This is a genomic window from Corynebacterium durum (assembly GCF_030408675.1).
Classification (GTDB): Bacteria; Actinomycetota; Actinomycetes; order Mycobacteriales; family Mycobacteriaceae; genus Corynebacterium; species Corynebacterium durum.
On the sequence record NZ_CP047200.1, the window covers coordinates 1,606,947 to 1,620,179 of the forward strand.

A 13,233-nucleotide genomic window follows, 5' to 3' on the forward strand; every position below is an offset into this window, starting at 1 on the left:
ACAACCCATGCGGTCATTTCTTGTCCGCATGGCGTGCAACACTAGCATCATGACTGATGTGACGTCCCGTATTCTCCGCCTACTCACCCTGCTGCAATCGCATCGGCACTGGTCAGGGCCTGAACTAGCCACCACACTCAATGTGACAGAAAGAACAATTCGCCGTGATGTTGATCGATTGCGTGAGCTTGGGTACAGGATTGACTCGCTCGCAGGAAGTGATGGCGGCTACCGCCTAGAGTCCGGAACTGGCATGCCTCCACTGCTGCTCACTGACGACGAAGCCGTCGCCATGGCCATTGGCCTGCGCATTACTGCATCCCAGCAGCTCATCACCGAAGTTGATGCCACAATCACAGCGTTGACCAAGCTGGAACGCATGCTCCCGGCGCGGCTGCGGCGGCGAGTATCTGCTCTCAACGCAGCAATCAATAAGGCAACATCATTTCAGCAGGATACTGGGGTATCTGCAGAGACTCTGGGGTTGCTCGCTGTGGCGTGCCGTACCCATGAGCGGGTGCGTTTTAGGTACACCTCTGCATCAGGCGAGGTGACACATCGCCTGGCGGATCCGTATGTCTTAGTACCTAAGGTTCAGCGCTGGTATGTGCTCTGCTGGGATGAAGGGCGTGATGATTGGCGGACGTTTCGTGTTGATCGGCTTTCTGGGCTGGAGCTGACTGGAGTGCGGTGCGAGCCGCGCGAGCTGGATGCGCGAGACGTCGAAAAGCGACTGATGTTTCCTGCAAGAAAGCAGCGACGCAGGCATGAAGTGCAGGTAACTGTGGCACTGTCTGCGGAGGAAGCACAGGCGAAGTTCGGTCGATGGGTGCCGGAGATTGAGAAAGTTGGTGAAAACCAGTCGCGGTGGTGCGTGCAAGTTGTGGATACCTATGAGCTTGTACACGCATTGTGGTGGATGCCCACTGGGGTTGATTACACGGTTGAGGTAGCCGAACCACTACGTTCAGCGTTTCAGGACGCCTTGGAAAGGATGACACAGGCGGCTGGCGGTGGACAGCTGTCGGCGTAGCTGGGCAGCGGCTGCATACAATGCTCCGCTGAAAGCTATTGAAAACTAATGAAAATAGTTTCCATTGATCTTTGGTTGCCATACTGATAACCTGGCCGGAGTTCTAATGAGTAATCACTTTCAATAGAGTATGCGTCAACAAATCTAAGATCTCAGGACGTTATCCCCGGCTCAGCAACGAAGAAGGGTGGTCACTATGTCACCTATGGATAACACCGGTGGTGTTCTCACCATCAATGACTGCACCATATCGTTTGACGGAACCCCTGTCCTCCGTATCGACGCCCTTCACATTGACGACACTCCGCGCACCATAGCAGTACTTGGGGTATCAGGGTCTGGAAAATCTACGCTCGCCGCGCTCATTGGCGACTATCTCAGCCCCGCGGCCGCTGTCACCGGCACATGCACGCGCAACGGCACGGTCAGCATGGTGGCGCAGGATGCGTTCGGTGCACTCAATCCCTTGATGCCTGTGATCAAGCAAATCGCGCTCACCGCTGGAAGTATCGACGCTGCGACGAACCTTCTGGAGTCCGTTGGCCTTAAGCAAGAGCTACACCAGCGATTTCCGCTGCAACTTTCCGGCGGCCAACGTCAGCGTGCCGCACTGGCCTTTGCCCTAGGGCCCTGCCCGCGCCTTATTCTCGCTGACGAAGTCACGTCCGCGTTGGACCCTGTTGCGACCGCCGATGTTGTGAGCACCCTGCGGTCCGTGCGCGACAACAACGACGCAACACTGCTGTTTATCACTCACGACCGCGGGGCAGCGGCCGCGCTGTGCGATCAGGCCATCATCATGATCCCCAACCAGGACGGTAGCCACCGTGCCCACCTGTGCACCGACGACGAATGGGCAGAGCTACGCTCACTCTTCGGTGCGGGACAACGCATCACTGACAGTTCTTTTGCCATGACTTCTTTTGCGATGACTGCCACAGCCGAGACGGGAGCTGAGAGCATGTCCGAGGTTTCAGCCCTGTGAATGATCACTTAGCCATTCAAATGGAGGATATCTCATACGAGCCAATCCTTCACAACATATCCATCAGCATCGCACCGAGTGAAAAAGTCGCGATCATTGGGCAATCCGGCGCCGGGAAAACCACACTTCTTCGCCTGCTCACTGGGGCGTACTGCCCCACCAGCGGCAGCGTCACTGAGGTAACACGCGGGCGATTCACCTACATCCCACAAGATCTCGACGCGAGCTTAAACCCGGCACTGTCAGTGGCGACTATTGTGACAGAACCAGTCGCTATTGCGCATGGGCGCGCTGCTGCGAGGAAAGCCAAGACTCGTGCGCAAGAACTTCTTGCCCAACTGGGTCTGGGTGCCGAGTTCCTGACACGTAAACCTGCGCATTTGTCTGGCGGCCAGCGCCAACGCGTCGGCATTGCCCGTGCTCTGATCACTGACCCGGAGATCATCTTTGCAGATGAAGCCCTCAGCGCTCTCGATGCCGACACACGGGAAATCGTCACAACTATGTTTGGTGACAACGATGCGACACTGATTTTGATCACGCATGACCTCGCCGCAGCAACACTGTTGTGCGATAGGTGGGTCTTGCTGGATAACGGCACCATCGCCGAGGAAGGCACCATTCAATCCTTGTGGGACACTACTCCCCCGGTTTCCCCGGCGCGGCAGGCGTTCCTTGATGCTGACCGCATCCTCCATCCCACTCTCTGGCACGACGACCACCGCATTGGATATTCCGCGAGTGAGCGACTGGCGGCAGACGTGCTGTCCGGCGAGGATGAAGTATGAGCGTGCTCCACGATGCCTCTCGTTTCCTCCGACTACCGCTGTTGGTGCAGTTGCTGTTGGTGACCCAGATGTTGTTCAACGTCGGTTTCTATTTGGTCGTTCCCTTCCTGGCCACATATATGACGGACAACCTGGCAGCCAGCGGCGCCATGATCGGCTTTATCCTGGGTTTACGTACCTTTAGTCAGCAGGGGCTGTTTTTCATTGGCGGTGGGTTGACGGATCGTTGCGGAATTAAACCGGTGCTTCTCTTCGGTATTGCCATCCGCGTTCTGGGCTTCGTAGTGACAGGAACTGCGCACTCGACCTTTCACATCATGGTGGGCGTTGTGCTCATTGGTTTCGCCGCCGCGTTGTTCTCACCAGCTGCGGAAACAGCCTTGGCAGTGTCTGGACGAGACGTGGAAAAAGCCAGAGTGATGACCCGCTCTGAACTTTTCGGCATGGACGCGTTCTTTTCCCGCGTTGGCGCACTCACTGGCCCTCTACTTGGCGCCGAACTCATCGATGCAGGTTTTCACTTGACCTGTTTCGTGGCGGCCGGAATTTTCGCCTTCCTTTTTGTGAGCCACCTGCTGCTTATTCCAAGCGTACACACGGAATCAAGCAGCTCAATGCTGACTGGTTTTTCGTCAGTGCTGCGAAACCGTAGGTTCTTGGTCTTTGCGCTTGCATATTCGACGGGACTTGTGGCCTACAACCAGCAGTACTTGTCCCTGCCAGTGGAACTGACCCGGGAAACAGGGCATGCTGACGCCCTAGGGTGGATGTTCGTATTTTCCAGCGTGTTTGTACTGACACTGCAAATGCCGCTCACACGACTGTCACGCTTGACCTCCTCTCACCGCGCTATCTGCCTCGGTTTTGCCTTGATGGCCTTAGGTTTTGCTGTAGTTGCGCTTGCTGCACCGCTTGCACCACTTCCTGGGCTGTGGGCGCTGGCACCGGCTGTGGCGATGCTTGTCCTGCTGCATGCCGGACAGATGATCGCCATCCCATTGTCCCGTGACCTGGTGGGCACCATTGGCGGTGAAAAGAACCTGGGCAGCTACTACGGATTCCTCAACTCCTTCGGTGGGGTCATGGTCCTGCTTAGTTCCCTGGTTGTGGGTCTGCTGCTTGACGACGCCGCAACAGTCGGTCCCCACGCATCATTCCCGTGGCTGCTGCTTACTGTGCTTCTCGGAGCGTCGGCAGTTGTGATGCCTCGACTGGCGCGACATACACCACAAGCGCAGGTCAGCGCCGTACAACACTAGAAATGGAGAAATAATGATGATACGGACAACACTGAAACAAGGACGTCGCTCTGCGTGCGCCTTCATCGCAGCGGTGGGCATCAGCGTGGCAGCAGCCGCCTGCACCACGCCTGAGGGCGGACAGAGCCAAGATAGTTCCAGCCTTGCCATATCGCTGCCATTCAAACCTGTGGCATCCCTGTCGCCGTTTTCCGATGACGCGGTACTGAACACTCGCATGGGGATCGCCGAAACCCTGGTCACACTAGACGCTGACGGCAAACCACAACCGAAGCTCGCTGAATCATGGACAACCCCTGACCCCAACAAGGTGGTCTTCACCCTGCGCGACGGGATAAAATTTCACGACGGCACTCCAGTGAATGCAGAGAGCATAGTGACCTCCTTACACCACGCCTGGGATGCGCCAAGCCGCCCCAAAGGCTTAGGGAAAAAGGCTCTCACATTCGAAGCTACGGGCGATCGCGAAGTCACCGTCACCTCGGAGGTAGCCGACCCGATCCTCCCCCAACGTTTCGCCGACCCAGGAACCGTGATCCTCTCCCAAGACGCGTACACAGGTGATACCCCCACAGTCAAAGGACATGGTACTGGACCTTTCCAGCTGTCAGAGGTGGATTCCACTTCAGCAACCGCTACCAAGTACGCAGACTACTGGGACGGAGCTCCAAAACTTGAACGCCTCACTGTGCGATTCATTGAAGACAGTAACGCCCGCGCAAATGCCATTCGCGCAGGCGAAGTCTCTATGGCCCAAGCAGTACCGATTGCCCAACTCGGTGAACTGCGCGACCTCACCATTGACTCAACCCCGCTTCCCCGCGGCGTGTACTTGCATCTGAACACCAGCAAAGGGGAATTCGCTGATCCTGCTATTCGTGCCGCAGCCGCACAAGCAGTTCGCCCTGATGCCATAGTAGACAGCATCTACGAAGGTCACGCTGGCAAAACGCATGGCAGCCTGTTTAACGAAAAAGCCGAATGGGCCTCCCATGTTGACTCCCACAACAACACTGACAACGCAGCAGACGCACACGGCAAGGCCATCACGCTAGTGACGTGGAAAGAACGTCCTGAGCTTGGTGAGGTAGCCTCCGTTGTTGCTGATCAACTCCGCGAAGCCGGATTCGAGGTAAACGTGGTGGTGCGTGACTATAAGTCCATGGAACCAGCGCTGCTGGGTGGTGAATATGATGCCGTGATTGGCTCCCGCAACTACCAGTCCGGGGCAGCGGACCCTGTGTCCTTCCTGGCATCTGACTACACATGCGAAGGCTCCTACAACCTGTCGCGGTACTGCAACCCTGAGATAGATGAGGCCATCGCTAAGGCCGATGGCACCACCGACAATGAAGAACGGTACACGCAGGCAGCAGAGGTTGGAGCAAAGATCGTGGGCGACAATGCCGTCATCCCGCTTGCACATGAGTACTCCATCAACGCTTACAACACTGTCTCCAATCTAAACTTTGATCCCTTTGAGCGCCTGCTCGTCACCAAAGACACTGCCCACTCCTAACTGACTATGCCTGCGTGATATGCCTACTCGACCTTTCACCCGTTTCAGTGGCGCACTTACCTCACTGCTGCTTGTGGCATCATCGCTCCTGATCACGGCACTTCTGCCGTGGTTAGGAAACCGCGATCTTGCCCTCGCCGTGTTTCGGGCACGTGAAGCTGAACGTGATCCCGACCCGGAGATACTGGAAGCGATTCGAACCGAACTCGACCTACCCACCAATCCTGCTGAAGGTGTGATGGAATGGTTGCGCGGCGCGATCACTGGGGATTTTGGCGTTAGCTGGGTTGACCCCAGCCGAAACGCGGCCGACGTGGCACTGGGAGGATTCGGTGTCTCTTTCACCCTCGCGGCGCTATCTACTGGAACCGCTGTCATACTGTCCTGGTTCTTGGTGTGGCCCCGGCTGCGCAGCATTGTTCGCGGCACCGCTACACGTTCCTCAGACATCATGGGAATGGCGTTACTAGGCACCATCCCAGAGTTTGTCCTAGCCGTTGTGCTGCTTGTATTGTTTGCCCTGCGGCTCAGGATCTTTCCAGTGAGCGGTTTTTCCAGCTACACACATATGGTCTTGCCCACTCTCGCATTGGCACTTCCTTCGGCAGGGTTGCTCGGGCGAGTATTGCTGATCACCATTGATGGCATTGGCCGGGAAGAATGGGTGCGGGTATGGCGACGAGGCGGGGTTTCGCCACGCCAGCTCTATCGCGCGATATCGATCCGCGCGGCGGGAACCATCGCCCCGCAAGTGGTGCTGTTTTTGGCAGGAACACTCGCTTCCACAGCCTTAGTGGAACAAACATTTAACATTGCGGGCCTCGGGCGGAGTGCGGTGACAGCCGCACTGGATCAAGATGTACCCGTACTTCAAGTCATCGTGCTGACAATGGTGATCGTCGGTATTGTCGCTGGTTCCGCAGCGCACTGGCTGCGCATGTGGATTCTCGGCCCGCTACTCAAAGCTCAAGGAAACTATGCCTCCTACTCGGTGGTGACCGCTCGGCCACATGGCACAATCCCCTTTCTTGTAGTCTGCATTCCTTTCCTTTCAGTATTGCTCGCCATGGTGCTGACTCGTCCAACCTTGGATGTTGAGGCACGACTGCAGGCACCTTCCGCGCAGCATTGGCTAGGCACCGACCAACTGGGCCGCGACCTGCTGGCGCGCTTAGCTGACGGCATGGTCTACACCATCGGGGCGTCGATACTTGTGACCGCCATCTGTGCCCTCCTCGGGTTTGGAGCAGGGTTATCGGGGCGATGGGCCGCACGGCTGGGCGACACCCTCAATGCACTACCCATCATCCTTGTGGGCCTAGTACTCGCAGGCGTGTTCGGCAGATCGATCATGACCGCCGCCATCGCAGTGATTGTCGTCGGCTGGATCCCCTTAGCCGCACACACCTCCACAGTAGCTGCCGAAATCCGTAAATCCGGTTACTACACTTGGGCACAACTACAAGGGGCGTCGCGCACACGACTCGTGTGGTGGCATCTTGTGCCCAACGTTTTACCAGCCGTTGTGCGTCACGCCGCCAGCCGTGTTGCACACAATGCGCTTGCGCTGGCGGGTCTTGGATTCCTTGGTCTCGGTGCCCCACACGACTCACCAGAATGGGGCGTGGTCCTCTCCGAATCCATCCGATACGCTGAACGCGCACCATGGATGATGGCAGCACCTACCGTCATGCTCATGCTCTTAGGTGTCGCCGCAGCGTTAGCCACCGACACAACCATCAGGTTACGCTGGAAAACGTGAACCTGACCCAGATGCTGCCTGACCTGTCCGAGGTCCCCGAATCCCTGCTTGATGAGTCCATTTTCGATTCATTCCTCGCTTGGACACGGGACCACGGGATCACCCTCTACCCCGCGCAAGAGGAAGCAGCTTTAGGAATCCTGGCCGGAGACAACGTCATCCTGGCCACCCCCACCGGGTCTGGAAAATCCATGGTCGCCATCGCCGCACATTTCATTGCCATGGCGCGCGGCCAACGCTCCTTCTACACCGCCCCCATCAAAGCACTAGTCAGCGAAAAATTCTTTGCGCTCTGCGACATCTTCGGCCCCGAATCAGTAGGCATGATGACAGGCGATGCCACCGTCAATGGTAGCGCCCCCATTATCTGCGCCACCGCCGAAATCGTGGCCAACATTGCGCTTCGCGACGGCGTAAACGCGGCCATCGATCAAGTCATCATGGACGAGTTCCACTACTATTCCGAACCCGACCGCGGGTGGGCATGGCAAGTACCCCTGTTGGAACTCAACCGAGCGCAGTTTCTCCTCATGTCTGCCACCCTGGGCGACACCACATTCCTAGAAAAAGACCTCAGCGACCGCACCGGCCGAGTCACCACCCTCGTCGCAGGCACAGAACGACCAGTCCCCCTCGAATTCTCCTACGTGTACACACCCGTTCACGAAACCATAGAAGAACTCCTAACCGGCGGCAAAGCACCCATCTACGTGGTGCACTTCACCCAGCGCGATGCTATCGAACGTGCGCAGTCGCTCACCTCCATGAGGATCATCACCCCCGAGGAAAAGGAAAAAATCGCCGCCGAGATTGGGGATTTTCGCTTCACCACCACCTTCGGCCGTACACTCTCATCACTCCTACGCAAAGGCATCGGCGTGCACCACGCTGGCATGCTGCCCAAGTATCGACGCCTCGTAGAAAAACTCTCCCAGACAGGGTTGCTGAAAGTCATCTGCGGCACCGACACCCTCGGCGTCGGCATCAACGTACCCATCCGCACCGTCCTCATGACAGGGCTCACCAAATTTGACGGCACCAAACAGCGCATGCTCAAGTCCCGCGAATTTCACCAAATAGCCGGACGAGCTGGGCGCGCCGGGTACGACACAGTAGGCACCGTAGTGATTGAGGCACCCGACCACGAAATTGAGAACTACCGACTCCGCGCCAAAGCTGGTCAGGATCCTAAAAAGCTCAAAAAACTCCGCAAAAAGGCTGTTCGACCAGGTGAAGTAACCTGGACGGAAAACACTTATAAGCGCCTCACCTCGGCTGCCCCAGAGCCACTGCACAGCCAGTTCCGGGTAAGCACCTCCATGCTGTTAAACGTGATCGCCCGTCCAGGAAACGGGTACGAGCATATGAAGAAACTACTGCGCGGAAACCACGACACCCGAACAAAACAAAATCAAGACATCCTTACAGCAGTGGAACTGCTCCAAGGCTTAGTGAGGGCAGGAATCGTGGAAAAGGCAGAAGGCGGCACGGACGCAGCAGGACGCCCCTACCATTTAGTAGAAGAACTCCAGCGAGATTTTGCTCTCAACCAGCCATTAGCACCCTTCGCATTGGCCACACTCGAACTGTTAGATCGCGAATCAGACACCTACGCACTTGATGTGATAAGCATCTTTGAGTCAATTCTGGACGACCCCCGCCAACTGCTCGTCGCGCAGCAAAAAGCCGAACGAAGTGAAGAACTCGCCGCGCTCAAAGCAGACGGTGTGGACTACACCGAGCGAATGGCCATCATCGAAGAGATCACCTGGCCCAAACCCCTTGAGGATCTCCTAGAAGATGCCTTTGATGTCTACACACAGGGACATCCATGGGCGCGTGAATTCGAACTGAGTCCCAAATCGGTTGTGCGCGACATGATCGAACACGCCATGACGTTCTCCGATCTCATTGCCACCTACGGTCTCGCCCGCTCCGAAGGTGTGGTGCTGCGCTACCTCACTGATGCGTGGCGGACCCTGCAGCATTCTGTGCCGCAGGACTACCTGACAGAGGAATTGGAAGACATCATCGTGTGGCTGGGGGAACTCGTGCGCCAGGTGGACTCTTCCCTGGTGGACGAGTGGGCGCATATGGCCGACCCTGATGCCCCCATCTCTAAGGAAACACTGGCACGTGAACTGGCCTTCGGTGTGGAAGATCCCACTGCGCTGACAGCCAACACCCGCGCTTTCAGCATCATGGTACGCAACGCCATGTTCCGCCTCGTAGAACTCTTCGCGTACGAAAAAGAAGATCAGTTGGAGGCTTTAACCAGCTACCTTGACGACGCCCCCGACTTCGGTGCCGGCATGGATGCTTACTTTGATGAATATTCCGATATGGACACTGGTCCTGCCGCCCGTGGACCCGAATACTTCCGTCTGAACAAAACCGGACGGATGTGGACTGTGCGGCAAATAATGAAAGACCCCGAAGGCGACAATTCATTCGCTTTCGAGGCCATCATTGATTTGGATGCGTCTGATGAGGCTGGTGAGGTGCGTTTCGCGTCCCTCACCCTCGACCACACATAAGCTGTGCGCTAATCGGATTAGCTGGCAGACTCAATCTGCACAGCCTGGGCCACACCCTGCATGGTGGCGGCGACCTTGATGGCCTCCCACACCTGCTCCTTGGTCAGCCCTTCTTGGCGAACTACCTTGTCATGTGCAACAGAGCAGTGCTCACAACCATTGATAGTTGATACAGCCAGGCTCCACAACTCAAAATCGGATTTTTCCACACCGGGGTTGGAGATCACATTCATGCGAAGGCCCATCTTGACCTGGGCATAATCAGATCCAAGGTAGCCCTTGGCGCGGTAAGCCACGTTGTTCATGGCCATGATAGAGGCAGCAGCGAGCGCAGCATCAAACGCAGCATCGGACAGGTGCTCCTTAGCCTCGTCAGCAACCTCGGAGAACACGGCGTCGTTACGCGTGGCAGCAGCAGAGGCGAGGAACGTTCCCCACAGTTGTTGCTCGCTGAGCTCAGTGGAGCGGGTAAGCGTGCCAAGATTGAGTTTCAGGTCCTTGGCATACTCGGGGAGGCTGGACTTCAGGTTATCGATCGACATTTACTTCAGACCTTCCTGCAGTTCTTCCATCTTGTTGATGTTCTTGGTCGGGTCGTTCTTCTGCCAGTTGCAGGCACAGACCTCTTCCGACTGAAGGGCATCAAGAACACGCAGCACCTCATCGACGTTGCGGCCAACGGCATCGGGTGTCACTGAGACGAACTGAATGATGCCATCGGGGTCAATGATGAAGGTGGCACGGTCGGCGACGCCATCAGCGTTTTCCACGCCAAGAGCCTTAATGAGGTCATGCTTGATGTCGGAGAACATCGGGAAGGGCACGGTCTTCAGCTCGGGGTGGGTTGCACGCCAGTTGAAGTGGGAGAACTCGTTATCCACGGAGCCGCCAAGGATCTGGGCATCGCGGTCTTGGAACTCCTCATCCAGCTTGCCAAACGCAGCGATTTCGGTGGGGCAGACAAAGGTGAAGTCCTTCGGGTAGAAGAACACAACCAGCCACTTTCCTGGGTAGGAGCTGCTGGTAACGGTCTCAAAGTAGTCCTCCGGCTGCGATGCCTCAACATCATGCAGGTCACCACCCTTCAACGCGGTGAGAGAGAACTCAGGGAATGTATCGCCAATGGTCAGCAGTGCCATGGGGTGCCTCCTTATACAGACAACCAAGAAAGTATGTTCAGTGATACGCGCCACGATCATCGCCCTCATCGCACAGAAAGCCTGCTCAGAATGGCCGACACCATAGCGCTCACACAAAGTATGCACGAACAACCCCAGGCCGTCAAAAGGTAAATCTTTTGGGTGTGTTATATAGTAATAGGCATGAGCAATAAAGAGTACCGCCCCACCCTTGCGCAACTCCGAACGTTCGTGACTATCGCCGAAAACAAACACTTCGGCACCGCCGCCGCCAAGCTGGCTATTTCCCAGCCCTCACTGTCTCAGGCACTTGTTGCCTTGGAAACTGGATTAGGCGTGCAGCTCATTGAGCGTTCCACACGGCGTGTCATTGTCACCCCCTCCGGTGAGGCGCTACTCCCCTACGCCAAAGCGACTCTTGACGCCGCTGAAGCCTTCCTCTCCTACGCACGCGGTGCTAACGGCAATCTCAGCGGACCACTCACCATCGGCATGATTCCGACCATTGCTCCCTACATCCTTCCTAACCTTTTGCACCTCATTAACGCAGAGCTGCCCGAACTAGAGCCACGCATCGTTGAAGACCAAACCAAACATCTCCTTGAACAACTTCGCGACGGCCACATTGACCTAGCAGTATTAGCAGTGCCCACCGACCAACCTGGACTCATTGAAATACCGCTGTACACGGAGGATTTTGTAGTGGTAGTCCCTCACGACCACAAACTAGCGGGACGAGACGACTTGACTATCGACGCTCTTCGTGGCCTCAACCTACTGCTTCTTGACGATGGGCATTGCCTGCGCGACCAGGTTGTTGATCTGTGCCGAAGCGCCGATTTCACCCCCGATAACCGCAATACTGCTGTTACCCGCGCAGCCAGCCTAGCCACAGTGACCCAGTGCGTATCAGGCGGGCTAGGATCCACACTGATCCCCCTAAGCGCTGTCGCAGCAGAATGCCAGCGCGACAGCCTAGCCATCGCTCAATTTAACCCCGCTGTCAACGCATCCCGCACCATCGGCCTAGTCTATCGAGGCTCCACCTCACGGACCGACGAGTTTGCTACCTTTGGCACGTTGATCACACGCGCTTACCAAGACAGCATTGCTGACGTAGTTAAACCAGCGACACTGGCAAGTTAACTAACTTCTATGAAGTGAGTAGTTGAATCTGTCCTCTACTCATCTGGCGATACGCATATGACAACGCCAGAAAAGAGACAGGCAGCGTAGCGATAAGCCCAATCCCACACAGAAGAGAACCAACTACATTAGCAGGACCAATAACAATCCACAGCAGTAGAAGAGGAAAGAAGTTACGAATAGAATCAGACAGCGCCTGACCAATACACGACGCAATGGTGCCACGACCATCAAGCAGGTAAAACGGGACCATTGACACCAATATAGAAATCACCGCCACGACCACAACAGCTAAGCAACCTGCAATAATGATTGCCATGAACGGTGGTGGGGTGGCCGCGGTATCGACCATGAATAACATCGCTGCTACTGGCACAAAGATCGTCACCAAATACCATAGGAAAAGTAGCATGGTAGTAATAACCAGCCGTTGGCCACGCATAAAGTCCCCAAAAGGAACAATCCCTCTATCCATCTGCTGTAGCGCACCATTGACGCCTAAAGCTACCCCGTAGGACAAAGGAAGGGTGAACACAAAAAGCATGACGCTCGTCGACATATTACCCACCAGAGGGGCAAAAAGTGAACTCAAAAACATCCCTCCCCGGTACACGACGTAAATACCCACGAATAATAATGCACCAATGAGCCACGAAGTCCCGTTCCGCATTACGGCAGAAAAACCATACTGAAGCGCATCAGCAACGCTTAGCTTGCCATCCCCCTGCCCGAAAGTCAGAGGGGGACCCGCCTGAGCATGATAGTACTGGTTGCCATATGACGCATAGGAGCTACTTCCCTGCTCAGTGTAGGACTGATGCCCATAACCTTGAGCACCGTATGGTTGTTGTTGATGCTGTCCTCCCTGCTGAGCGTTAGGATGCGCATGCGGTCCGTAAGGATAGTAGTATCCTTGCTGAGGCTGCTGTGAATTCTGCGAGTTCTGCCCATCAGGATGTTCTGGTGTCTGCGCCACGGCTACATTCCTGTCTTTAACATATGGTCGTACGTATGAAACCTCGTACCAAATATACCTTGTAATTTTTTAAATGAAAGCACCATGCA

Annotated in this window: 11 protein-coding genes; 8 read left to right on the top strand and 3 right to left on the bottom strand. The window is 56.0% G+C overall.

Annotated elements, in window-relative coordinates; translation table 11 throughout:
• The first annotated feature begins 49 nt into the window (after positions 1-49).
• The 7 genes from CDUR_RS07485 to CDUR_RS07515 all read left to right on the top strand — a co-directional run bounded on the left by CDUR_RS07485 (position 50) and on the right by CDUR_RS07515 (position 9,883).
• On the top strand, positions 50-1,033 hold the full coding sequence (locus tag CDUR_RS07485) for a helix-turn-helix transcriptional regulator (RefSeq protein ID WP_179417719.1): 984 nt from the start codon (positions 50-52) through the stop codon (positions 1,031-1,033).
• 205 nt (positions 1,034-1,238) lie between these two features.
• Positions 1,239-2,018, top strand: a complete 780-nt coding sequence (locus CDUR_RS07490) for an ATP-binding cassette domain-containing protein (protein WP_179417720.1) — start codon at positions 1,239-1,241, stop codon at positions 2,016-2,018.
• The gene (locus tag CDUR_RS07495; RefSeq protein ID WP_290207062.1) at positions 2,015-2,806 is read left to right on the top strand and encodes an ABC transporter ATP-binding protein; all 792 of its coding nucleotides are present in this window, start codon (positions 2,015-2,017) and stop codon (positions 2,804-2,806) included. The genes CDUR_RS07490 and CDUR_RS07495 overlap by 4 nt, the downstream gene beginning before the upstream one ends.
• Entirely contained in the window at positions 2,803-4,065 is a 1,263-nt protein-coding gene (locus tag CDUR_RS07500; protein ID WP_179417721.1) for an MFS transporter, read from the top strand. The genes CDUR_RS07495 and CDUR_RS07500 overlap by 4 nt, the downstream gene beginning before the upstream one ends.
• 13 nt (positions 4,066-4,078) lie before the next feature.
• Entirely contained in the window at positions 4,079-5,584 is a 1,506-nt protein-coding gene (locus CDUR_RS07505) for an ABC transporter substrate-binding protein (protein ID WP_179417722.1), read from the top strand.
• Between the two features lie 19 nt (positions 5,585-5,603).
• Entirely contained in the window at positions 5,604-7,346 is a 1,743-nt protein-coding gene (locus CDUR_RS07510; protein ID WP_218865422.1) for an ABC transporter permease subunit, read from the top strand.
• Entirely contained in the window at positions 7,343-9,883 is a 2,541-nt protein-coding gene (locus CDUR_RS07515) for a DEAD/DEAH box helicase (RefSeq protein WP_179417723.1), read from the top strand. Before CDUR_RS07510 ends, CDUR_RS07515 begins: the two co-directional genes overlap by 4 nt.
• A 17-nt stretch (positions 9,884-9,900) precedes the next feature.
• On the opposite strand, the gene ahpD is transcribed toward CDUR_RS07515, so the two are convergent.
• Together ahpD and CDUR_RS07525 are read right to left on the bottom strand one after the other, a co-directional pair.
• A complete protein-coding gene (gene ahpD / locus CDUR_RS07520) occupies positions 9,901-10,425 on the bottom strand; it encodes an alkylhydroperoxidase, AhpD family (protein ID WP_179417724.1) in 525 nt (174 codons plus the stop codon).
• Positions 10,426-11,022, bottom strand: a complete 597-nt coding sequence (locus CDUR_RS07525; protein WP_006063590.1) for a peroxiredoxin — start codon at positions 11,020-11,022, stop codon at positions 10,426-10,428.
• Between the two features lie 183 nt (positions 11,023-11,205).
• Here CDUR_RS07525 and CDUR_RS07530 point away from each other — a divergent pair, with 183 nt between their 5' ends.
• Positions 11,206-12,168 (top strand): hydrogen peroxide-inducible genes activator, encoded by a 963-nt coding sequence (locus CDUR_RS07530; RefSeq protein WP_179417725.1) that lies wholly within the window; start codon positions 11,206-11,208, stop codon positions 12,166-12,168.
• A 7-nt stretch (positions 12,169-12,175) separates the two neighbouring features.
• On the opposite strand, the gene CDUR_RS07535 is transcribed toward CDUR_RS07530, so the two are convergent.
• Positions 12,176-13,144, bottom strand: a complete 969-nt coding sequence (locus CDUR_RS07535; RefSeq protein WP_179417726.1) for a hypothetical protein — start codon at positions 13,142-13,144, stop codon at positions 12,176-12,178.
• Positions 13,145-13,233: the final 89 nt, after the last annotated feature.